The sequence below is a fragment of the Rossellomorea aquimaris genome (assembly GCF_020171925.1).
GTDB classification, from domain to species: domain Bacteria; phylum Bacillota; class Bacilli; order Bacillales; family Bacillaceae_B; genus Rossellomorea; species Rossellomorea aquimaris_F.
This window is the reverse complement of record NZ_JAIVAR010000003.1, coordinates 390,292-414,023: the sequence shown is the minus strand read 5'-3', so window position 1 is coordinate 414,023 and position 23,732 is coordinate 390,292. Positions and strand designations below refer to the sequence as shown.

The following is a 23,732-nucleotide window of genomic DNA, read 5'->3' as shown; positions in this document are numbered from 1 at the left end:
CCTCACTGCTTTAAAGCAGTGAGGGACGTACCTTCTTTTTTTCTAAGGCTTGGGTCTTAGAGGAATATCGTGCTTCCGTGCGTATGGGGAACCGATGTTTTCCTATAAGATTAATGGTAAACATCGAGGAAAACGTGCTCCTTGCAAGAAAGGAAGAAGCAAATTGACCATACCCTCTGAAAACAGGGGACTGCTCGTTCCCTTTCATCTACTACTTGCGGCAGCTTGTGTCTGTTCGCTCCAATTTCTCATGCCTACATTGAATCCGATTGTCAGGCAATCGATGATCGTTCTGACCGCCAGTGCCATGATTGTGAACGGCTTTTTCACCTTTACAAAGAACGAGGGCATCCGTAAAGGGTCGCGCCTGGTCTTATATACTATCCTATTGATGGGAATGACGGTCACCCTCATCTATTACATTTCCATGCTTAACGTTGCGATTGAAACGTCGGGTTTTGAAACTTTCTTGAGGAACCATGAAGCAAGTGCGAAAATCATTTATCTCCTGATCTGCTTTTTTCAGCCAATCCTGCTTCCGATCCCTGAGGCCGTCACTGTACCTGCCGGGAGCGCGGTGTTTGGGGTCCAATCAACGATTTATTTAAGTTTTCTCGGCACAACGGCAGGAATCATCGTCATGTTCCTGATCGCGAGGACAGGCGGTCAGAAGCTAGCATTGAAGCTTGTTAAAGAGAAACTCTTGATGAACTATCAAGCATACACAAAGAAAAATGAAAGCATCACCCTGTTTCTGCTCTTTATCCTGCCGATCCTTCCTGATGAGATCATTTGTGCCGGTGCAGGAATAGGCAGGGTTTCAGTAAAAAAATTCCTTCTTATCTCGTCCCTTTCTAAAATGGCGACGTCCACCTTACTGGCTTATTCAATCCCGGCTGCAGAGGCTTTATCCCTCTCCAGTAGTCAATTCGTCCTGGCCGTAAGCCTACTTCTCGCTCTGATTCTTGGAGTATCGACCATAGGAAAGAAGCGATGGATCAAAGGGAAAAGTCGTCTTGAATAGGGTCCCAATACACAATAGGGTCGAAATTCGCGCCATGGCAGAATTACGCCGAAATTTCTATTGCCGAAATAAACGCTGGGGTATTATACTTGCTTGAGGTATAGAGGATAGGAGGGGGCAGGATGAAACCAATCAACGCGTCTCTATGTGTATTGATCGGTGCCGCCAGCTACGGCATTCATGCTTCGGTTGTGAAGCTTGGTTTCGCAGAAGGTTATACAGTGACGGAGGTAACGGGGATTCAGTATTTATTTGGATTACTCATGCTCTTGGCAGCGTTTCTTTTTACTAAAAAAGTGAAAATGTCCATGGGGCAGATTCTTTCCCTGCTTGGACTGGGGGTCCTGCTATCACTGACTGGAATCTTTTACGGACTGAGTCTGAGCAACGTTTCGGCAACGATCGCCGTTGTCATGCTGTTTCAATTCACTTGGATCGGGCTTTTGATCGAAGCTCTTTATAAAAGGAAATGGCCAACCAACAAAAAGCTCGTGTCGGTTGTGTTCCTTTGGGTGGGGACACTTCTTGCTGGAGGATTGGCTTCGTCAGCTGGCTTCAGCTGGTCTGATAATGCCCTTGGGGTGATCTATGGGGTTTCAGCAGCTTTCACATTCGCTCTCTTCCTTTTCCTGAGCGGGAAAGCAGCAAAAGGGGTGCCGACCATCCAGAGAAGCCTGATGATCACGTTTGGTGGCTTGATGGTTGTGCTCCTGGCCTTTCAGCCTTCTTTTCTAAAAGAGCCTTCTCGGATGATGGAAATGAGCCAGTTTGGTCTACTCGTCGGTATCTTCGGAACGATCTTTCCGGTCGTGTTCCTGGCCATCGGTTCTCCCCACCTTGATTCTGGCATCACGACGATTCTCGGTGCAGCGGAATTGCCGGCTGCCATCGTTTCAGCCATGCTGATCCTTCATGAGCATGTCACGATCATGCAGATGACTGGGATGATCCTCATCTTGATAGGGATTGTGATTCCACAAGTACAGGTGAAAACCATCCATACAAGTAAACAATATAGTTAGGCTCTCCTTTTGAGGAGAGTCTTTTTTATTGTGGATGATCGTTGAAGGTTCAGGATGGAGGAGGCGGTTGAAAAAGTCACGCCTTATCAGAGAGGGGTTTGCAAACCCTTGCAATTGTCACAATAATTAAACCTTATTTATTTAACCGTATTCCCTTTACAAAGGGAGTTCATGGGCTTTATAATCCCGTTGTTCAATCATTTACGGAATACCCAACAATATTAAAAAATAAAGGAGGTTGCGGTGATGCGACAAAGAATTTTTTCCTTCTTAATGATGAATCTCGGTGCATTCCTCGTTTCGATCAATGTGCACTTTTTCTTATCGCCAAATAATTTAGCGACAGGGGGAGTCAGTGGATTGTCGATCATCATGAACGACTTGTTTCCAGGAATGTCACTCGGGCTGTTCATGATCATCATTAATATTCTATTGTTTATAGTCGGAATCATTTTCCTCGGATTCAGCTTCGGGGCAAAAACAATTTACGCAAGCTTTGCGCTTTCATTCTATGTATGGCTGCTTGAAATAGTGGCACCGATGAGCCAGCCGCTCAGCGATGATATCCTGATTCAATTGATCATCGGCCAATGCATCGCCGCAACCGGCATGGCGATCGTGTTCCATCAGCAGGCGTCAACAGGCGGAACCGATATCCTGGCCATGATCTTTAACAAATATTTCAATATAGAAGTAGGCAGGGGCGTCCTCTTGGCTGACTTGTCGATTGCCCTATCCTCTGCCATCCTGTTCGGACCGCAGGTAGGTATGTACGCGTTCTTCGGGGTCATCCTGAACGGACTCGTGATCGACTATACCCTGCAACAGTTCAATACAAACAAGGAAATCGTCATCATCAGCAAGTACAGCGATGAAATCAAATCCTATATCGTTCACGAACTTGGGAAAGGCGCAACCATCCACACGGCAAAAGGAGCGTTCACTTCCGATGAGAAAGAAGTCATCACGACAATTCTCGGACGAAAGGATTTCTCTAAATTAAGAGGATTTATTACGCAGATTGATAATCGTGCCTTTATTACGGTTCATACGATGAATGAAATATTAGGACAGAATTTCAAGCGCTTGGCTTGAGGTTGTGGTAACCCGCCCTGGATTGGGGCGGGTTTTTTGTGTGTTGGGGGTGTTGTGGTGTTGTGGTGTTGGTCGGGACGAGGGGGGGAGTGGGGACGGTTTTGGTTCGGACGGGGATGGTGCGGTTCGGACGGGGATGGTGCGGTTCAGACGGGTATGGTGCGGTTCGGTGCGAGCAGGGCGCGGGTATTTGAGAGTAAAGTGGTGTCGGGTTTTGTCGGTTAATCGACAGTTCGCGCATAAAATTCGGATTTCGCGCATAAAAAGAAAATTCCGCGCATATATTTCGATTTTCGCGCATAAAGTCAGCGGTTTCGCTCATAGTTGACCCGGCACACTGGTGGGGGTATATCGCTGTGCTGACTCGTGCTTTGATCGGATCTGAACCCAGCTAGTTGAGTACTGCGAGCAGGGCGCGGGTATCCGAGAGCATAGTGGTGTCGGATTTTGTCGGTTAATCGACAGTTCGCGCATAAAATTCGGATTTCGCGCATAAAAAGAAAATTCCGCGCATAAATTTCGATTTTCGCGCATAAAGTCAGCGGTTTCGCTCATAGTTGACCCGGCACACTGGTGGGGTATATCGCTGTGCAGCCTCGTGCTTTGATCGGATCTGAACCCAGCTAGTTGAGTACTGCGAGCAGGGCGCGGGTATTTGAAAGTGTAGTGGTGTCGGGTTTTGTCGGTTAATCGACAGTTCGCGCATAAAATTCGGATTTCGCGCATTAAAAGAAAATTCCGCGCATATATTTCGATTTTCGCGCATAAAGTCAGCGAATTCGCGCATAAGTCACCCAGAATACAAACGGGGGTATCCCGGCAGACCGACCGGCTCCACCCTACCAGAACCCACCAGCCCGCCCCTACCAAAAGCCCACCCATCACCAGAACCCCCAACCCCATACAACTACACCACCATAGCCCCCTCACCCCAACAAACCTCAACACTCCCTACACACTCCACCACCCCAAAAACAAACTCGAAAATTATCTAAAAAAGAAAGGAAATATCTGACGTTGTACTGTATAAATAACAGTAAGGAGGTGGGATTATGGAAAGGGAAGAGTTGGAGCGACTTGAAAGGCGGATTGATTCCTTGGAGAAGGAACTGAACTCCGTGAAGATCCAGCTGATGAAGGCGAAACATTCGTCACTAGACACACTGAACCCGAATCAGAACGACATGATTCATACGAAACAACAACAATCCGTTCCTCAAGAGGAGCCGGAAGAGGTCAAATCTCCAAAACCGGCCTTCGATTTTTCGGTGGAACGCTGGCTCCCCAAGGTGTTTTTATTTGTCCTATTGATCGGTAGTGTGTGGGGATTCATGGCCGCATCACAGAATGGCTGGCTGGCGCCGGGATTTAGGGTGCTGATTGGTGCCGTTGTCAGTATTGTCATGTATTTCCTTGGTGAACGTTATATCAGGGATCAGCGAAGGCTCGGCCTCACGCTGCTGTCGGGAAGTATTGTCCTTGCCATCATTACCCTTTTTTCAGCGAATATTTTGTACGGATTCATCCCGGGCGTGGTGACCAATGTATTATTGCTGTTGATCATCTCGGCGGGGCTATGGGTGTCCCATAAGCATGGTTCCCAGCTGATTCTTTGTTTGATCGGGGTCGGTGCGTATTTGTTCCCGTTCATTTTCGCAGGGGATGCGAGGAGTGAGTGGTTATTTTATGGGTATCAGCTGCTCATGTTCTTTGTGCTGGTGACGTTCAGTACGTGGAAAAGGTACCGGGTTGCATGGAATATCCATTATTATTTGTTGTATTTTACGCTGTTTTTCTTTGCGGCATTTGGTGTCGGACAGATCACGTTGACGATCTTGATTCCGTTTGCGATCCAGCATGCGTATATCTTGCTGCTGATTGCCCTGAATCGTGATGAGCGGGTCAGTGCAGAGATGATTCCTGCCGTCGTATCGGGTAGCTTCATCCTGCTGGGGCTGTTGAGCAGTGTGTACGTAGGGATCCCCTTATTCTATTACATCATCTTTGCAGTCGTGTATATCGGGATTTCGTTCCTGGAGCCTGCGGAGAAGAAACATACAAAAGATGTGCTTCTTGTGCTCGGATTCCTTTATGTCCTTTTATTCATTTTCTCGTGGATCGATTACGATTGGGCAGCGATCATTGTGGCGCTGCAGGCAACGGCATTACTCTGGTTGGCAGGGAGACGAAGGAGCAAGATCGGATTGGCTGGGTCTTTCATTCTCATTCTGTATTCCTTGCTAGGTGCCGGGCTCGGGCCGTCCTATGATTTTCTGACGGTGGAGTTACCTGTATTCTTGATCGCTTTCTGTTATTTGTATCTGCTCGGTCACATCAGGATAACGGGCAAAGTGTTTACCCGCATTCCCTCAATCTTAATAAAATCGGTTCTGACCGCTGTCATGTTTTCTTTTGTGATGAGGGCGACCGACTATATTGTGATTGGATGGGATTACACACCTAGTACGACGGCATTCACCGTTGCGATTGCGGTACTTTCAATTGGGTATCTCGTATACGGGGAAAGCAGGAAGGATGCTTTTTACCGCTGGGTGGGGATTGGATTCCTGGCGCTTGCGCTGGTGAAATTCTTCTTTTCGGATCTGGTCTTCCTCGATTTCACGATACGTGCGATGATCCTCATCCCGATCGGTGTCATCGGTCTGGTGCTTTCGCGGATCTTGTACAAAAAAAGGTGAAACAAGTTGCAAAAGCTTTCTGAATAATTATATAATGATCATATACGAATCTGTGAGATGTAAAGGAGGTGGAATCTGAGATGAATCGTTCTGTAGGGTTGCGTGGTAAGTATCTGGACTTTATTTATATCTGCCGTGCAATTTTTCATGCATTTGCATTCAAGGGGACACGTATGCCCTTTTTTAGCAAATGAATATGAAGACTATTGAACGGTAAGAGGTCTCAGGTTCCAGCGACTTTTATAAGAGCATCGGAAACGGAGGGCGTCAACGCTCTCTTTTTTTTATGCCTATTTTAAGCCCCGGGAGACGCTTGTCTTACTTGGGGTTTTTTTATTATATATGGCCTCTTGCCGAGAACAAAGAGATGAAAGGAAGAGGAAAATGATGATTTGCAGTGCGCAGGAATTAAGCAAAATGTACGGGGGGCATCTCATATTTGAGAAGCTGTCGTTTGAAATCACGGAAGGAGCCCGGATCGGATTGGTCGGGAGGAACGGGACGGGAAAGACTACGATCTTCAAGTTATTGTCCGGCGCGGAAACGCCCGATACTGGACTCGTCCATCTGAAAAAAGGGGCAAAAGTCGGGTATCTTGCACAAATCCCGCAGTATCCTGAAGGGACGAAAGGATACGATGTGTTAAGGGGCGCATTCGCGGATCTCGTCAAGGTCGGTGAGCGCTTAAAGGAATTGGAAGAGAAAATGGGGAGTGGGGAAAATCCTGATGGGCTGAATCGGTTGCTGGAGGAGTATGGGAAGCTTCAGGATTCATTCACCCTTTCCGGAGGGTATGAAATGGAAGCGAATATCGCGAAAATCGCCAACGGCCTGGAAATCAATGAGCTGCTTGAGAAGGATTTCACTCAGTGCAGCGGCGGCGAGCAGACGAAGCTTTGCCTCGGGTTGATTTTACTGCAGAAGCCTGATTTATTGCTCCTTGACGAACCGACGAACCATCTCGATATCGGTGCGGTCGAATGGCTGGAGGATTTTCTGAAAGAGTATGACGGGACGGTCTTGTGCATTTCCCATGACCGTTATTTCCTTGATAGTGTCATTAACAAGGTATATGACCTGGAGGATGGTGAAATGACGGTCTACCATACCAATTACTCTGGCTTTGTAAAAGAGAAAGAAGAGCGGCTGTTGCTCGAATTCCAGGCTTACCAGGAGCAGCAGAAGAAGATAAAGAAAATGAAGGAAGCGATCAAAAGGCTGAAGGAGTGGGCAAATCAGGCGAATCCTCCGAACGAGGCGCTGCATAAACGTGCCCGTAACATGGAACGGGCACTCGAACGGATGGAGAAGATCAAACGTCCGGTCCTTGACCGTAAGAAGATGGGCTTGGAGTTTGAAGAGACGGACCGGAGTGGAAAAGTCGTTTACTCGATGAAGGAGGTATCGAAGTCGTTCAGTGGGAAGATGCTCTTCAACGGAGCAAACATGCTGGTTCATTACAAGGATCGTACAGCGATCGTAGGAAAGAATGGAACGGGCAAGTCCACGATCATCAAGATGCTGCTCGGCGACCAGGATTGGGATTCCGGTGAAGTGAAGATTGGCAGCAACGTGAAGCTTGGGTATTTGTCGCAGCATTTTACAGTGGCAGACCCGTCCGTAAGACTGATCGACGCTTTCCGTGAAGAGGTGGCGGTGACGGAGGGTGACGCCAGGCATATCCTTGCCAAATTCCTATTCTATGGGCCGAATGTGTTCAGGAAGGTCGGAAGCTTGAGCGGTGGGGAGAAGATGCGTCTCCGGCTGGCGCAGCTGATGCATCAGGACATTAATTTCCTCGTGCTTGATGAGCCGACGAATCACCTTGATATCGATTCGAGAGAAGTGCTGGAAGAAGCGTTGGAGGATTTCAAGGGTACCATTCTTGCCGTTTCGCATGACCGTTATTTTTTAAATAAATTGTTTCATAAAACGTATTGGATCCATGAAGGGAAACTTCACTCGTTTGAAGGTCCTTACAGCTGGGCGAAGAAGAAGCTTGCTGAAATCATCCCTGACAAGCAGGAGAAACCGGCTGTGAAAAGGCAGGAGGTCCCCGTTCGGAGAAAGGAGTCTATTCAAGAACCGACCCTCTCTTTTGAAAAGGTGGAGAAAGAACTTGAAGAGCTTGAAGAAAAAATCGGATTGATTGATGAGAAGCTGCTATCATCAACCGACCTTGAAGTGCTTCAAGAGCTATATGGTGAAAAAGAGAAGCTCGAAAAAGAGAGAGATGAAAAATACGAGAAGTTAGAGGAATGTTTGTAAGTAAGAAAGTCGTCCTTCAATGGGGCGGCTTTCTTTTTTTACATTGGGATAATTAAAAAACTCAATAGTCAGAATTCTTCTTAAGTATTATAATAGGTAATAAATGGATTTAAAATGGGATAAAGGGTGGTTCAATGTATAAATCTCTAGAGTATCAGCCGAAAAGAAGGTCCGCGCTCCGGGTGATGGCCGGGACTTGTTATTACCGGATGAAAAGGTATATTCAGTGGATGACGACGGATGAAACGTTTGCCAAAAAGAGGGAAGAGGATCTCAAGCAGCATGTGATTCATTCGCACCGTACCCCGCTATATAGGAAGTTAAAAGATGTTGATCTATGGTATCAGGAGAATAAAGTGAAGAATCTGCGGATTGCTGTCCGGGAGCTGGACAAGATCGTCATCAAGCCTGGTGAAACCTTTTCTTATTGGAGGCTCCTTGGGAACACGACCAAGCGTAAAGGCTATGTCAATGGGATGGTCCTTTACTATGGATCCTTCAAGCCCGGGATTGGGGGAGGGCTTTGTCAGTTATCGAATCTGATTTATTGGATGACGCTCCATACGCCTTTGACGGTCACCGAGCGCCACCGCCACAGCTATGACGTATTCCCGGATAGTAACCGTCGGCTGCCATTCGGGAGCGGTGCGACATGTGCGTATAATTATCTGGATCTGAAAATCAAAAATAATACGAAAGAGACGTATCAGCTTCATTTGTATTTAACGGATGAAGCGTTGGTGGGGGAGTGGAGGTCCACTTCACCGGGGATGACCCACTATGAAGTGTATGAGAAAGAACATAGTATCTCGCATGAATATTGGGGCGGTTACTTGAGGCACAATCAAATTTTCAGAAAGGTGTTCAATAAGGCAGGCGTAGAGATCGATGATGAATTCATCACCGAGAATCACGCCCTCATGATGTATGAGCCGCTGCTTGAACAAAGGACCGGAAGCGATTCGTGATTCGCGGAATAACGGGACCTTCTTCAACAAACACTAGAAAATAAGAAAATAATCGAGAATATGGGGAAGGTCAATATGACAATGAGCGCGACTTCGCTACAATTAGGTAAAGCTGAAAGTGAGCAGTTGGATGAGATTACAGCTGTGTACCTCAGGAGCAAGAAAGATCTGGATGACAACGGATTGCTCCAATGGGATGAGAAATATCCAAGCAGGGATTATTTCAGACAGCAAATTCAGTACGGTGACTTGTACTGCTTGATCTCAGATGGAAAGATCCTTGGATCGGTCACGTTGAATACGTGGCAGTCCCCGGAATGGGGGGCGATCCCCTGGCAGTATGATGAAGAGCTTGTGGTACATGCGTTGTTCCTGGATCCTCTGCAGCAAGGGAAGGGGCTTGGCACCCGCTTCCTGGAGAAGTGTGAGGAACACGCATCGGATAGCGGTTACCGGAGCATCCGCTTGGATGCCTATGCCCGGAATGAGGCAGCTAATTCTCTGTATGAGAAGATGGGGTATATGTACAGGGGGTCGGTCCATTTTACATCAAAGCCTGAGGGTCATCAGGAATACCGCTGTTACGAAAAGGCCTTGACATAGTCGATCGGACGGATGACAGACGTCCATGCGTTCATTTTTTGTACAAATGTATGGGGTTAATAGGGAATCCGGCATGATATACTTGGGGTACAGATTATGATACAAGGAAGCGGTAGGATTGAATGATTTATATAACGAGGCAAAAGCCTTTATCGAACAGTATTATGTAGAGAACGAGAAAGACGGTGTTGAAGAGCGTCTGTCCGGAGTCAAGGAAGAAATAAATGCTCACGGCACTTATACACACACATATGACGAGCTTGTATTCGGGGCGAAATTGGCATGGAGGAACAGTAATCGCTGTATCGGACGATTGTTCTGGAACTCCCTCCATGTATTTGATGAACGGGAAGCTTCGACAGAAGAAGACGTGTTCAATGCGTTAGAACGTCACTTGGAATTTGCATCAAATGAAGGGCGGATCAGACCGACGATCACGGTGTTCAGACCATCGAAGCCAGGAGAGCCTGACATCCGGCTCTGGAATCATCAATTGCTTAGATATGCGGGATACAAGGAAGACGGTGGGTATATCGGGGATCCGCACTCGATTGATTTTACGAAAAAGTGTGAGGAGCTCGGCTGGTCGGGCAAAAAGACTGATTTCGACCTTCTCCCGTTTGTAGTCGGGATCGGGGATAATGAGCCGAAATGGAAGTCGATCAAGGAAGAGCTTGTCCTTGAAGTCGAGTTAAGACATCCTGATTTCCCATGGTTCGGTGATCTTGGTCTCAAGTGGTACGGGGTTCCGATCATTTCCGATATGGAATTGAAGATCGGGGGGATTTCCTATAAGGCTGCACCGTTCAACGGCTGGTATATGGAAACGGAAATGGGCGCAAGGAATCTGGCGGATGTGGAGAGGTACAACCTTCTCCCGAAAGTGGCAAGTTGCATGGGGCTGGATACGTCAAGAGCCAGCACGCTTTGGAAGGACAAGGCACTCATCGAGTTGAATATCGCCGTTCTTCATTCGTTTAAAGAAGATGGAGTGAGCGTCGTCGATCACCATACCGCAGCCCAGCAGTTCCGGTTATTCGAGGACAATGAAGAGCGTGCTGGTCGGGAAGTCACCGGTGATTGGACCTGGCTCATCCCACCCGTCTCTCCAGCCACGACGCATATCTTTCATAAGGCGTATGATAATACGTGGAAATCGACGAATTATTTTTACCAAGATAAACCGTATTAAGAAGAAAAGCTGTTCCCGGGACGTCTCTGGGAACAGCTTTTTAGTTATGTAACGCTTTTAACTGTAGGGGGAGTGCCCGCCCATCCCCTTCTTTGATACCTCGTAATAACGGAACCAAAAACGGAATTCATCGAATAGGATTGAACGGTCGAGTGTGAAATGATCAAAGAAATCTTCCAGATGTTCCGCCTCGCTTTCATCAAGCAAGCCGGTTACATAAAGAGGCGTCTTGAATCGTTTGTAAAGATCTTCGTGGCCATAAAAGTGGAATAGATCTTCTACTTGTTGTTCAGTCATCGTTTGCTCACTCCTTTATTCTAGGATTGTCAGTTTCAAGTGAATTATCCATGAAGAAGAAAAGGGTTCATCTGAAAAATTCAACTCTTAAACTCCTTCACGTTTGGACACCTTAAGAGAAAGGAGTGATAAGGGATGAGAAGCTTATTCATTTGTTTGACTGTATTGTTAGTGTCCCAAAGTACGGCGGCGGCCAGAAATATCATGCCGCTTCCTGCACATCATAAGGAGCTTGCGATCGTGATTGACGACTTGGGGAACCGGATGAAGGGGACGGACGAGATCCTCCATCTGCCTGTAGTGTTGACGCTTGCGATCATGCCGTTCCTGCCTACAACGAAAGAGGATGCGGAAAACGCACATGAATTGGGGCATGAAGTGATCCTGCACCTCCCGATGGAGCCGGTATCGGGAAAGGCGAGTTGGCTAGGGCCAGGAGCAATCACGACGTCACTCTCGAATGACGAAATCAGGAGTAGGGTGGAAAAAGCGATCGATGATGTCCCGTACGCAGTTGGCGTTAATCATCATATGGGATCGAAGGCGACAGCCGATGAAAGGGTCATGAGGATTGTACTGGAGGTATGTAAGGAGAGAGGGCTTTTCTACCTTGACAGTAAGACGACAGGTAAGAGTGTCATACCGAAGCTTGCCAAAGAAATCGGTGTGCCGTATCTTGAGAATGAATTATTCTTCGATGATGTATACACGATACAGCATATCGGGAAGCAGGCGAAACGATTATCCCATGAATTGGATGAAGGGGAGAGTACGATTGCCATCGGGCATGTTGGCGTGACAGGATTGAAGATTGCGACCATGCTGGATGAGTTCATCCCTCTTTATGAGAAGAAAGCGTCGATCGTCCCGCTTTCCGACTTGATACCGGAATATCATTTGATTGATGAGAGCATGCCTTGATGGGCGTGCTTTTTTTAGTGGGATAGCACCTTTAATCTCTCGAAGTATCGGTGGGACAGGGGACCTGTCCCGATGTCCCAAAGGGAGCAGTCTCCGTATCCTGCCGACTTTCCGTGAAGGATTTTCAGCCGCTTTATGGAATACCTTAGTGAAGAAAGGAGAGTTGGTATGGATATTAACAAACAGATTGTGGAGTGGTTCCGATATTTCCATGCTCATCCTGAAGTGAGCTGGAAAGAGTACGGGACGACAAATAAGATTGCTGAAATCCTAGATGAACTGGGGGTGGGGTACAGGCGCTTTCCGGATGTGACCGGTCTGATTGCCGAAATTGGGGAAGGAGAAGTGGTGACGGCTGTCAGGGCTGATATCGATGCTCTTTGGCAGGAAGTCGATGACGTGATGCAGGCGAATCATTCCTGCGGTCATGACGCCAATATTTCGATGGTGCTCGGCGCACTTCTTCACCTTCTGGAGGATCCACCGAAAGATAAAAAGATCCGATTCATCTTCCAACCAGCTGAGGAAAAGGGGAATGGATCGCTTGCCATGATCGAGAAAGGGGCCCTTGATGGTGTCGGGTTTCTGTTCGGTGTCCATCTTAGACCGAAGGAAGAACTGCGCGATGGGTATTTTGCGCCTTCGATCCATCATGGTGCGGGCATTTACATGGAAGGGAAGATAAAGGGGATGGATGCGCACGGAGCGAGGCCACACCAGGGAAAGAACAGCATCGACGTCCTGATGGCCATTCATTCGTATATTAGATCCATCTATTTGTCCCCGTTTGAATCGTATTCAGCCAAACTGACAAAGCTTATTGCCGGAGGGGAAAATTTAAACATCATCCCGGGGAATGCCGAGTTTGCGATCGATGTGCGTGCCCAGAAGAATGAGGTGCTTGAAGAAATCCAGAAGAGGCTCGGAGAAGGAATCGAGGGGATCGAGAAGGTATATGGCGTCAAGATCGATTATGCATGGACTGATCATACCCCGGGAGCGGTAGTATCGGCAGAAGCGGAAGACATCATTCGGAAAGCGATTGGTTCGATTGCGGGTGAAAGGGTATTGGCGCAACCGGTCATCACATCAGGGAGTGATGATTTCCATTTTTACACGATCAAACATCCTGAAGTGAAGGCGGCGATGATGGGGGTCGGCGCGGATTTGTCCCCGGGTCTTCATCACCCGCGGATGACGTTCAACATCTCTGCACTCAGTCAAGCCGCAAAAATTCTGGCAGAAACACTGAGAAGGGCATGAATGCAATGAAAACGGTACCAAAATCTGATTGACTACTTCGTTCCCTCCCCTTATGATACTGATATAGCGACTATATAGCGACAATTTAAAATAGTCAAAAAAAGGGGATTTATAAGGGGGAAATGAGGATGAAGAAAGAAATGCCGTTTTGGCTGGCGGTCATACCGCTTCTTGTCATGATCACGGTCATGGCCATTACCATTGTAGTATTGGAACAGGGGCCGCATATCCCGCTGATCATCGGGACGACGACGGCTGCCATTGTAGCTTGGTTCGCGGGTTTCAAATGGAAGGATATCGAGGAAGCGATGTATAAGGGCATCCGCCTCGCGCTGCCGGCGGTCGTGATCATCATGCTTGTCGGTCTCACGATTGGTGCTTGGATCGGTGGCGGGATTGTGGCGACGATGATTTATTACGGTTTGAAAATGATCACGCCGTCTCTATTCCTTTTATCCATTGCCGTGATTTGTGCGGTCGTTTCTCTTGCCATCGGAAGCTCCTGGTCGACGATGGGGACGATCGGTGTAGCCGGGATGGGAATCGGGATGAGCATGGGGATCCCTGCTCCGATGATTGCAGGTGCCATTATCTCGGGTGCTTATTTCGGGGATAAGATGTCTCCACTGTCTGATACAACGAATCTGGCATCGGGGCTCACCAATACGGACCTATTTGTACATATCCGTCACATGCTGTACACGACGATTCCCGGATTTGTGATTGCCTTGGCTGTTTATGCTTACTTAGGTAGGAATTTTGGGAAGAGTGGGGTCGACACGGCCGATATCGAGAAGACGATCGGCGTACTGCAGGACAGCTTTGTTGTTTCCCCATTCCTTCTGATCGTTCCGCTACTGGTCATCGTTCTGGTGGCAAGGAAGGTTCCTGCCATTCCTGCACTGATCGTGGGGATTGTCCTTGGATTCTGTGCACAGGTGTTCATTCAGCATGATTCGTTTGCGGATGCTGTTTCTGCGCTTCAGAGCGGGTACGTGATCGAGACCGGGAACACGATGGTCGATGATTTGTTTTCACGTGGTGGTTTGGATTCAATGATGTACACCGTGTCGATGACGATTGTAGCGATGACCTTTGGGGGGGTTTTGGAGCATACGGGCATGCTTGCAGCGATCGTCAACCAGATCCTGAAGGTGACGAAGACAGCAAAGGGCTTGGTTGCTTCGACCGTCGTCTCCTGTTTTGCCACGAATGCCTCTTGTTCGGAACAATATATTTCCGTTGTGGTGCCTTCGAGGATGTACGCAAATGCTTATAAAGAAAAGGGGCTTCATTCGAAGAACCTTTCCCGTGCACTTGAGGATGGGGGAACGCTGACATCGGTCTTCATCCCATGGAATACATGCGGGGTCTTTATTCTGGGCACGCTCGGTGTCCATGCGTTTGAGTATGCGCCTTATGCTGTTTTGAATTTCATTGTACCTGTCATCTCCATCATCTATGCCTTCACCGGATTCACCATCGAGAAACTGAGTGAGGCTGAATTGAAAGCGATGGAGCAGGAGGAAGCACGTCTTTCCTCCTGAGCCCATCAATAGATTGGGAAGGTCAGTTCATAGACGGCGCGGGGTCTTCCCTGCGCGTAGGTCATCTCTTTCCCGGTGATTTTAGCCGCACCGTTATCGACAAGTTTTTTCAACAACCTTTCCGTCGACCTCCTTGTGATCGCGAGGTAGTCGGACAGCTCGGGAGCGGTAAATTCACGGGATGGTCGGGACTTAGAGAAAGTGATGAGCTTGGAGATATTCGCCGGGCTCAGCTTCAACTGCTTTGCAAGTTTGTAAAAGTCAGGGTCCGTATTCTTCAACTGCATCTTCATGTTGATTGACGGATAGGGACCTGAAAGCTCCTTCTCTTCATTTAAAACAAAAGCAACGTTGCCTGAGCCTTCATTTTTTGCAAATGAGAGGGCCGTTTCCGCATTCTCCACTGCCTGTGCAGCCGTTTCACCATAACCGAAACCGGCGAGGAAAAGGTCGCTGTCCTGAAAGAAAGAAGCGAAATCGGGATGAGCCAAGAAGGACTCGATGCTTCCCCTGTTGCTGTAGATCGTATAAGGGTGAGTGTCTCCTGTTTCTTGCAGGGTCCCTCCGATTAAATGCGACAGCTTGTGTAGATTATGCAAGGCACCTTCATCTTTTTCATCAATGATCAATTTGGCAGCTGCAACCGTGGCTGCTTTTCTTTTATAATGGTTGGCTCGTAGTCGGGCTTCCTCGATGGTACGCAGAAGCGTCGCTACCGGATCGATCATCCTCATAGAGGGGATGTTCATGGCTGTAAGCTGATCATATACGGCATGAATGCTCGTCAAGGCGAGTTCGGTTTGACCCTCTTCGTACAAACGTGAATGAAAGACTGTAAATTCTTCAATGGTGAAATCGTGGGGAAGGCGGCCTTTATAGTCCTTCACATGGTTAGGTGGGTTCTCTAGGTGTAGGTCAGACGAGATGTGGTCGACAAAGGAAGTATCCATCAAATCGATGGAGATCCGGTGGGGCTGGATCCTGTGGTGATGCAGTATAGAAAGCAATGATGTCACGAGTGCCGCTTCATCCTGTTCAAGGTAGAGGATCGGGACTGCCATGGAACTGCATGCTTCTTTCGCAAAAAAGTAAGGGAGCGCTCCCGAGAAGAGAATCGCATCGCAAGGTAGAATGGCTGATATCAGCTGCCCTGCTTCCCTTGGTTCGGTGTAGACATAGGGAACGAGTTCAATTTCGTTCAGGTAAGGAACGATGGTATCCTGCACATGGTCTTGGAATTCTTTTGATCCGATCAGTGCTACTTTCGTTTTCATGGGTATCTCCTTTCTTAAAAAACGACTATATAACGACATTATAGCAAGTGGACATGAAATTTGTTAGTTTAAAAGGAGTGTATTTAAATGATCATCAAAAAAATCAATCTATATGCCATACGGCTTCCACTCAAGCAACCGTTTATCATCAGCTATCATACGTACCGTGACATGCCGTCCATCATTGTTGAAATGGAGACGGATGAAGGGGTTACGGGGTATGGTGAAGCAGTCGCGGATGAACATGTGACGGGCGAAACATGGGAAAGTACATTTCAAGTGCTGAAGCATACACTCGCTCCGAAATTGATCGGAATGGATCCCTTTCAAATTGAACGGATCCATGAGCGTATGGATGAAGCGATCTACCAAGCGCCGACTGCAAAGGCAGCCATTGATATCGCTTGTTACGATGCAATGGGAAAAAAGCTCGGGCAACCGGTCTATCAGCTTCTTGGGGGACGTTATCATGAAGAGTTTCAGCTGACCCATGTGTTGAGCATTGCCGAACCTGAACAGATGGCAGGGGAAGCAGCCGGAATGCTCGAATCGGGTTACCGTTCGTTCAAGATGAAGGTCGGTACGGATATCGAAATGGATATTGAAAGAATTAGAAGGGTCCGGGAGCGAGTGGGGATGGCCGTGCCGATCCGTATTGATGTGAATCAAGGGTGGAAGAGTAGCAGCCATACACTCCAGGCGGTCCGGCACCTCGAGGGGCTGAATATCGATTGGCTGGAACAGCCTGTCAAGGCAGATGATTTGAACGGGATGGCGAGGGTGAAGGCCATGACCGATATTCCGCTGATGATCGATGAAGGATTGAAAGGGATGCGCGAAATGTTTGACGTCATCCACAAGCAGGCAGCCGATAAAATCAATATCAAACTGATGAAGTGCGGCGGGATCTATCCGGCTGTTAAGCTTGCCCATATTGCTGAAATGGCAGGGCTTGATTGCCAGGTTGGATCGATGGTGGAATCATCGATCGCTTCGGCAGCGGGCTTCCATGTTGCCTTCTCTAAAAAGGGTATCACAAGCGTGGAATTGACGGGTCCGATCAAATTCTCAAGGGACATCGGTGACCTTCGATATGATGTCCCATACATCCGCCTGACGGATAAGGAAGGTCTCGGGGTGAACGTGGACAGGGGAGTCCTAGAAGAACTGACTGAGTTTAAGAGTGTCATAGAATAAGGAGAAGTGAATCATGCTATTCGAAGGAAAACTGGAGAAGAATAATAGAGACTATCTAGTACGGTTGCTGAATCTCGATGATATGGGAAAGATAACGGAGCTGCAGGCGGACGTCGTGGAAGACCTGAAGGAGAAGGGCAATCTGCAGCCGCTGACACACGGGGAATACACCTATATCCTGAAGGGGAACGGTCTGATGATCGGCGCTTTTTCAGGAACGGAACTGATCGCTTTTCGGGCATTATTGATACCGCCCCTTGATGATGAGCACCTTGGACATGATATCGGGCTTCAAGCATCGGAGCTTCCACGGGTGATCTATCAGGAAATTTCAATTGTACATCCTTATTACAGGGGGAATCGCCTCCAACAGACCCTGGCCCATCTCATCATGGAAGAGCTTAGGACTCTTGGACAGTCCTTTATGTATGTTGCGTGTACAGTCGCCCCTTTTAATATTCCCAGTTTAAAAGATAAGTTCAAGCAGGGGATGGAGGTGGCTGCGCTTAAGATGAAGTATGGGAATCAATTGCGGTACATCTTCGTCAAGCGGATGGAGAGTGAGGACGCAGGAGGTGAGATTTCCAACATTGCGAAAGTTCCCATGGGTGATATCGAAGGGCAGCAAGCGTTATTGAAATGCGGTTGGCGCGGTATTTCGCTTGAGGAAGAGGACGGAGACTACAGGATATTGTATGTGAAACGGTAAAGTGGAAAAGGAGCGTGGGGACGGGCGCTCCTTTTCTTAATATAATGTCCAAGGCGAATGAATCGCGTGATACTTAAGGTGATGATTTCCATGAACATGCAGTCGCCCACGAACCCGCTTTATTAAAGGAACACGATTGTTGACGACTTTCGTAAACTTTACAATTAAGAGGCTTTTCCAGGTTGAGTTGACAATCTTACAAGCCGAGCCTTTAACAGAAGTTTTAAGCCCGATTTATTATTTTTTTAGTGTAATTTCAAGTCCCTGCTGATCAAGTGCGTATTTAATCCCATGCTGCAGGATCGTGAAGCAGGGAATGTTGGCAATTCGCTGCCCGGACTGGGTGATCTTTATACTGAGCTCTGGTGAAATCCCCACCAGGAGGCATTTCGTTCCGAGCAGTCCTGCAGAACCGACAAACTTTTGGATAAAGTCGAGTGTGTAGTCATCATATCCGGTCAGGCTCGTCAGGTCGATGACGAGATATTCCGCTTTATAGTGCGGAAGGTTTAAAAGGGTTCGGTTCAGAAGTTCTTCCGCTCTTAATTCATCGTAAGGTCCGACTAATGGAACGACGAGAATCGAGTCGATCACTGGTATGATCGGGGATGAGATTTCCTTGATGATATCGGAAAGGACCTTCGTGCGTTGCTCGGTCAATGCCTCCAATTCGGTTCGTGCCTTATTTGTTTGCTCGTCAAGCAGAGTTTGAATATGAAGTGTAGGTGTGATGTCCGATGCGAAGAATTCATATTGACTGAAGTCATCTCCCTGTATTTGACTTTTTACGATACGGTACCATACACTTGACCCAAATAACCCTGAAAGGACACCTGCCCAATGTCCGGGAAGGAATTTCCCTTCATCCGTCTTCCCCTGGGCAATGTTGACTTTATGTTCCCATCCGTTTTTGACGGTGATCACTGCTTTCCTGTCTTCGACTGAATAGGAGAGGACCTCTGTGATTCCCCACCCTGCAGACACATATGTATTAGGTAGTTTCTTCAATATTTCATCAGTGTCGCCGATCGTGGCCATATAGAATTGACTGACAATCTCACCTGTCCTGTAACCGGCTGTCTCAAGGACGAGCTTCGATTCTTTTTCACCTGCAATTTCCTCGATGGAGTCAAACAGCGTTTTAAAAGCCGTCTTCACCCAAAATAAAACGACTTCATCATTCTCGAAATAGACGTCCCCCGTTTCAAGATTCCAATCAAATAAAGAACCATTCACACTCACATCATACGTTGTTTTCATGAACCATTTCCTCCATACACAATAATAGTTGATAGTACCCTTTACCCAAGATGAGGCGGCGATATCGCAAAATCCCTCTAAAGTTTGTAATTTTTTTAAAGTCTTCCATTTGAGGGGGAGGCATGGGGGAGTAGGAAAAGGGGGAACCAAATAAAAAAACCCGTCCGTGGCGGGTTTTGGGGGTTAAGCTTTTAGTTCAGTGTAAATGACAAGCCGTTTACTATAATTTCTGGATGTATGATCAAAATCCCCTGTACAAGTGATCAGGTTCAAAGAACTTCTGTGGGTATACCCGAAGATCGATTTCAAAGGGGCATCATCCCATGGATACTCTTTCTTCTCCTTTACAACAAAGGTTCTTGTCTCACCGTCTATGCTGGAAACGATGATTTCATCTCCCTTTGATAGTTTTTTCAAGTGATAAAAGACGGCTGGTCCGTTCCTGCTGTCGACGTGTCCGCCGATTACGGCTCTTCCTGGTTCCCCGGGTCTGTACCCTTTTTCATACCATCCGGTTGTTTCAAAGCCCTCGGTTACGGCCATTTCCCCGTTTTCCTTCAATCCGACCGATTCAACTTCCGCTTTCAAGTCAATTGCGGGGATTTCAAGGGTTGCTGGAATGATTCCTGTCCTATCATCCTTGATGATGGAATCTGCATAAGGGGATGGGGAAGTGGTTGTACTGGCCATTTGCCGTGATTCCTTTTCCTGTTTCTGTTCCACTTTACTGTCCATGCTTTTATCATCCATGCCCATTTCGACAGAACATGCAGAAATGGGCAGTAGTACAAGCATAAGGTAGATGATCTTCATAGAATGTATCATGTGAAGCCACTCCTTTCATCTTCACAATAGAGGGGGGCGGACCTTGCTGGGGTCCGTCCCTTTTTCCATTTTATTTATTATCAGCATATTTTTTGAGTGCAAGCACAGAGCCACCTGCAATCACCATCAGGGCGGCCAACAAGTATTCTAGAGGAAATTCTTCTGCATCAGCGGTTCCGCCCATACCGGTGTTCGGCATCTGTGAAGGCATAGCTTCTGCGAACTTATCCGGGAACTGATCGACGAATGCGGATGATAGTCCTTTGGCAGGATTCAGCATATGTTCATAAGCCATGCGGATGTCTTCGAAAGATTTTTCATAATCTCCAGCCACGTAGCTGTCAAACGCACCGATGAGTTGATCGACGTGCATTTGAAGTCCATCAGCAAGGGCATCGGATTTCAGGCGGCCATCTGTTGCCGTCTCAAGGAACTCCGAGAAATCTGCACGATAGTTATCCAGGTTTTGAAGGGCTTCTTTCTTGGCCGCTTCATCCTCGGCACCGGTCGCTTTTACATAGTCAACGAAGAATCCGATATGGTTTGACCACATTTCTTTAAACTGATTTCCGGCTTCTTCACCATACACGGATGTGATGGCGGCAGACAGGGCTTCCGTGTTTTCATTCAGGGCTTTGACGGAAGCATCGAAGTCCTCTGAGCCGTCGATCCCGTTTTGCATCGCCATCGTGGCAAGTGCTGCATGTTCAGTTAGCAGGTGATTCAACGTGGCTCTTAAATCTGATGCAGGGGTGACGGCCATGGTGTTTTCAAATTTATCCGGATATTGGTCGGTGATGGCACTCGATAAGCCTTTAGCCACCATATGCATATGATTGATCGCTTCCCGCTCATATTCATAAGCTTTCTCATAGTCGCCTGCTACATAACTGTCAAACGCACCGATCAACTGGTTCACGTGCATTTGAAGTCCCTCCGCAAGACTATCGGACTCAAGTCTTTTCCCTGTTGCCGTTTCGAGGAATTTGGAGAATTCAGTACGATAGCCATCCAGGTTCATAAGGGCCTCGTCTTTCGCTGCTTGATCGTTTGCACCGGTGGCCTTCACATAATCAACGAAGAACCCGATGTGCCTCGTCCACATTTCATTGAATTGATTACCTGCTTCCTCACCGTATACGGATGTGATGGCTGCAGACAAATCTTCCGTGTTTGCATTCAATGCATTTGCTGCGGCTTCGAAGTCTTCGGATCCCTCTGCGCCTCTTCTCATGGCTTCGACGGCTAAGTAGGCATGCTCACTTAAGTAATGTTGAAGGGTCGTCCGTAGATCGGATGCCGGCGTCACCGCCATCGGTGAATGATCTTCGCCATTGTGGGCTGAAACGGTACCGGCCGCAGGGATGATGAGTGACATACTTAGTGGGATTGCTAGATAACTTTTTTTGATTTTCATAAGGGAATCTCTCCTTTTAATTTATATTTCATAGAGTTAACGACACAAGTTTTCGTTTGGATCACTTTTTTTTAAAAAAACTTTTTTGACTTTGAAAATTAGTAGAGTAGGGGAGTCGATTATTTAGGATTAATAATGACGATTGATGGAGACTCCTTTCGTGTAAGTTAGATTCCCTATGACCATTTACCTGAACGAAGGTGAGCACATTCGATAAATGCACAACAAAAAGAGCCTTGGACATAACTAAAAACTCTATAACTAAAAACGAACAATATCAGTTTTTAATTCCGCTAATGATTTCCGTGCAAGACTTCGCTTTCCGCGGGTGACCCGTGAGCCTCCTCGGCTTCGCCTGCGGGAAGAGATGCGCAAGTGGTCGTTTTGTTCCCTTTGAAAAATGTTCTTCGTCTTTAGAGGCGTTTTTTGCCTCAAAAGTCGAAGGTTAATTTTCAAACGGGAGCAGACCACTGGAGCTAGACAAGTCTCACATTGGCCACTTCTCCCGCAGGAGTCTTCGTCTTGCACTCCAATCAACCGCTAGACAGTGGTAAAATCTAATCGTACTGATATAAAATAAATTAAAAACCCGAACTAATTTGCCTTCCAATAGCCAAATTAGTTCGGGTTTTACTTTGTCTGAAACACTTTTGTCTCAGGCTCTCAAATATTTCCATGATCAAATTTCAGATGCAAGTATAATGTCGCCCTGTGGAAGCTGACTGCTGGCGTCTGGCTCCAAGGTGATGGCGACCGTATCCCAATCCTGCTTCGTGAATTCATCGTTCAACTTAAATACAACGGATCCTTTTCCATCCGGGCTCGGGACGAAGGTACCCGCACGCTCCGGCTTTTCATCCTTGATCAGCCAGACCTGATAGACTTCTTCCTGTGACAAGTCTTGAAGCCGTGAAGCCTGAACGACAAGGCTTGATTGTTCACCCTGCTTGATGATGCTCGCCGTCCCTGTTGCATTTCCGTTGACGGCGGCGAGTTCGACAAATTGTGTGACCTGATCGATCGTTGCCTGCTCGACGATCTCTTCTTCCTGCTGGACCTGTGTGAACAAATAGGCATTGCCGAGCAAGGAAATAGCAAGTGCAGCTGCAACGGAAGGGAATAACCAGCGCCTGCCGCGTTTTTCTTTCCCCAGTGGAGAAACGCTGTTTCCGGATTGTTCTATTCTGGAAAATACCCGGTCTTCCATTCCTGCTGGAGGAGTGATTGGTTCAGCCGCATAGGGGAGGTATTCACTCAGCTCCATTAGTTCGGTCAGCGCTTCGCGGCATTCAGGGCAGGTCGTTAAATGCTTCTCGAATGCCGTTTTTTCATCGTCATTCAAATGGTGATTGAAATAATCCAGTATGTGTTCACAGGGTTGCTGATTCATTCCGTATTCCCTCCTTTCCCTTTAAGGCAGCCGTGAAGATGTTTTAAAGCAAGCCTGATTCTTCCCTTCACCGTGCCGAGCGGTGTGTCTGTACTCTTAGATATGGACTGCTGCGTAAGCCCTTTGAAATAGAATAGATGGACGATTCGCTGCTGATCTTCTTTCAATGAACGGATGCAGTCCTGGATTGCCTTCCCTTTTTCCTTCCATTCCACAATATCGGCCGGTGTTTCTGACGTCACCTGCATGGAATCCTTTTCGATATATTCCACCGTCTCGTGTCTTTTGCGTTTGCGAAGTGCATCGAGGCACGCATTCCGTGTCATTGTCAGAAGCCAGGAAGAAAATTTCCCTTTCGATTGATTGTAAGGGGCATGTTCTTTCCATAGCTTGAGAAATACTTCCTGAATCACTTCTTCTGCAATCTCCGTATTCCCCGTCATTTTAAAAGAAAAAGAGTAAACGAGCTTTTCATATTTTCGATAAAGCTGCCGCAAAGCAGCCGAATCTCTTTCATTAATCACTTTCAGATACAGATCGATATCCTTAACTTCCTGTGACATAATTTGCTCCTTCAATCTGACATTATAAAATTAAGGATACTAAACAACACCTTTTATCTCAATTTTAAAAAGCTAACGAAAAAAAAGTGGATTTGGATCAGTTTGAGGTTTAATTAATTTGGAGGAGGGTAAAAGACCTGTTTCGGTAGCTTGTTGAAGGAACGTCCCTCGATGCTTTAAAGTGTAAAAGAACCCCGA

22 protein-coding genes are annotated in these 23,732 nt (G+C 47.3%); 15 read left to right on the top strand and 7 right to left on the bottom strand.

The features are described from left to right. Positions 1–163 precede the first annotated feature (163 nt). The 10 genes from LCM10_RS13400 (at position 164) to LCM10_RS13360 (ending at position 10,871) form a co-directional block, all read left to right on the top strand. A complete protein-coding gene (locus LCM10_RS13400) occupies positions 164–1,024 on the top strand; it encodes a VTT domain-containing protein (RefSeq protein WP_224876773.1) in 861 nt (286 codons plus the stop codon). A 122-nt stretch (positions 1,025–1,146) separates the two neighbouring features. Further along, the gene (locus tag LCM10_RS13395; RefSeq protein ID WP_224876772.1) at positions 1,147–2,046 is read left to right on the top strand and encodes an EamA family transporter; all 900 of its coding nucleotides are present in this window, start codon (positions 1,147–1,149) and stop codon (positions 2,044–2,046) included. A 246-nt stretch (positions 2,047–2,292) separates the two neighbouring features. Then, positions 2,293–3,141, top strand: coding sequence for a YitT family protein (locus tag LCM10_RS13390; RefSeq protein WP_224876771.1), 849 nt, complete (start codon positions 2,293–2,295; stop codon positions 3,139–3,141). Positions 3,142–3,198: 57 nt separating this feature from the next. Continuing rightward, on the top strand, positions 3,199–3,366 hold the full coding sequence (locus LCM10_RS13385; protein WP_224876770.1) for a hypothetical protein: 168 nt from the start codon (positions 3,199–3,201) through the stop codon (positions 3,364–3,366). A gap of 827 nt (positions 3,367–4,193) precedes the next feature. Further along, positions 4,194–5,840, top strand: coding sequence for a DUF2339 domain-containing protein (locus tag LCM10_RS13380; RefSeq protein ID WP_224876769.1), 1,647 nt, complete (start codon positions 4,194–4,196; stop codon positions 5,838–5,840). A gap of 80 nt (positions 5,841–5,920) precedes the next feature. Then, complete coding sequence (locus tag LCM10_RS20785; RefSeq protein WP_098151160.1) at positions 5,921–6,034, top strand: RAxF-45 family protein; 114 nt, start codon at positions 5,921–5,923, stop codon at positions 6,032–6,034. Positions 6,035–6,224: 190 nt separating this feature from the next. Continuing rightward, the gene (gene abc-f / locus LCM10_RS13375) at positions 6,225–8,108 is read left to right on the top strand and encodes a ribosomal protection-like ABC-F family protein (RefSeq protein ID WP_224876768.1); all 1,884 of its coding nucleotides are present in this window, start codon (positions 6,225–6,227) and stop codon (positions 8,106–8,108) included. Positions 8,109–8,242: 134 nt separating this feature from the next. After that, complete coding sequence (locus LCM10_RS13370) at positions 8,243–9,076, top strand: VanW family protein (RefSeq protein ID WP_224876767.1); 834 nt, start codon at positions 8,243–8,245, stop codon at positions 9,074–9,076. Between the two features lie 75 nt (positions 9,077–9,151). Continuing rightward, complete coding sequence (locus LCM10_RS13365; protein WP_224876766.1) at positions 9,152–9,679, top strand: GNAT family N-acetyltransferase; 528 nt, start codon at positions 9,152–9,154, stop codon at positions 9,677–9,679. Between the two features lie 118 nt (positions 9,680–9,797). Then, entirely contained in the window at positions 9,798–10,871 is a 1,074-nt protein-coding gene (locus LCM10_RS13360) for a nitric oxide synthase oxygenase (RefSeq protein ID WP_224876765.1), read from the top strand. Positions 10,872–10,928: 57 nt separating this feature from the next. Here LCM10_RS13360 and LCM10_RS13355 read toward each other — a convergent pair whose 3' ends face one another. Next, positions 10,929–11,168: a hypothetical protein gene (locus LCM10_RS13355; protein ID WP_224876764.1), complete on the bottom strand. Its 240-nt coding sequence runs from the start codon at positions 11,166–11,168 to the stop codon at positions 10,929–10,931. Positions 11,169–11,303: 135 nt separating this feature from the next. Here LCM10_RS13355 and LCM10_RS13350 point away from each other — a divergent pair, with 135 nt between their 5' ends. The 3 genes from LCM10_RS13350 (at position 11,304) to nhaC (ending at position 14,899) form a co-directional block, all read left to right on the top strand. After that, positions 11,304–12,089, top strand: a complete 786-nt coding sequence (locus LCM10_RS13350; protein WP_412103399.1) for a divergent polysaccharide deacetylase family protein — start codon at positions 11,304–11,306, stop codon at positions 12,087–12,089. Positions 12,090–12,257: 168 nt separating this feature from the next. Then, positions 12,258–13,352 (top strand): amidohydrolase, encoded by a 1,095-nt coding sequence (locus tag LCM10_RS13345; protein ID WP_224876763.1) that lies wholly within the window; start codon positions 12,258–12,260, stop codon positions 13,350–13,352. 128 nt (positions 13,353–13,480) lie between these two features. Continuing rightward, the gene (nhaC, locus tag LCM10_RS13340) at positions 13,481–14,899 is read left to right on the top strand and encodes a Na+/H+ antiporter NhaC (protein WP_224876762.1); all 1,419 of its coding nucleotides are present in this window, start codon (positions 13,481–13,483) and stop codon (positions 14,897–14,899) included. A gap of 5 nt (positions 14,900–14,904) precedes the next feature. Here nhaC and LCM10_RS13335 read toward each other — a convergent pair whose 3' ends face one another. Further along, positions 14,905–16,173, bottom strand: coding sequence for a transcriptional regulator (locus LCM10_RS13335; RefSeq protein WP_224876761.1), 1,269 nt, complete (start codon positions 16,171–16,173; stop codon positions 14,905–14,907). An 87-nt stretch (positions 16,174–16,260) separates the two neighbouring features. On the opposite strand from LCM10_RS13335, the gene LCM10_RS13330 reads away from it, so the two are divergent. Next, the gene (locus LCM10_RS13330) at positions 16,261–17,370 is read left to right on the top strand and encodes a mandelate racemase/muconate lactonizing enzyme family protein (RefSeq protein ID WP_224876760.1); all 1,110 of its coding nucleotides are present in this window, start codon (positions 16,261–16,263) and stop codon (positions 17,368–17,370) included. Positions 17,371–17,383: 13 nt separating this feature from the next. Beyond that, positions 17,384–18,079: a GNAT family N-acetyltransferase gene (locus tag LCM10_RS13325; protein WP_224876759.1), complete on the top strand. Its 696-nt coding sequence runs from the start codon at positions 17,384–17,386 to the stop codon at positions 18,077–18,079. A gap of 237 nt (positions 18,080–18,316) precedes the next feature. Here LCM10_RS13325 and LCM10_RS13320 read toward each other — a convergent pair whose 3' ends face one another. The 5 genes from LCM10_RS13320 to LCM10_RS13300 all read right to left on the bottom strand — a co-directional run bounded on the left by LCM10_RS13320 (position 18,317) and on the right by LCM10_RS13300 (position 23,534). Further along, a complete protein-coding gene (locus LCM10_RS13320) occupies positions 18,317–19,339 on the bottom strand; it encodes an STAS domain-containing protein (protein WP_224876758.1) in 1,023 nt (340 codons plus the stop codon). Positions 19,340–19,522: 183 nt separating this feature from the next. Continuing rightward, positions 19,523–20,164: a class F sortase gene (locus LCM10_RS13315; RefSeq protein WP_224876757.1), complete on the bottom strand. Its 642-nt coding sequence runs from the start codon at positions 20,162–20,164 to the stop codon at positions 19,523–19,525. Positions 20,165–20,234: 70 nt separating this feature from the next. Then, entirely contained in the window at positions 20,235–21,581 is a 1,347-nt protein-coding gene (locus LCM10_RS13310; protein WP_224876756.1) for a copper amine oxidase, read from the bottom strand. Between the two features lie 679 nt (positions 21,582–22,260). Next, complete coding sequence (locus LCM10_RS13305; RefSeq protein WP_224876755.1) at positions 22,261–22,971, bottom strand: anti-sigma factor domain-containing protein; 711 nt, start codon at positions 22,969–22,971, stop codon at positions 22,261–22,263. Then, on the bottom strand, positions 22,968–23,534 hold the full coding sequence (locus LCM10_RS13300; RefSeq protein ID WP_224876754.1) for an RNA polymerase sigma factor: 567 nt from the start codon (positions 23,532–23,534) through the stop codon (positions 22,968–22,970). The genes LCM10_RS13305 and LCM10_RS13300 overlap by 4 nt, the downstream gene beginning before the upstream one ends. Positions 23,535–23,732 lie beyond the last annotated feature (198 nt).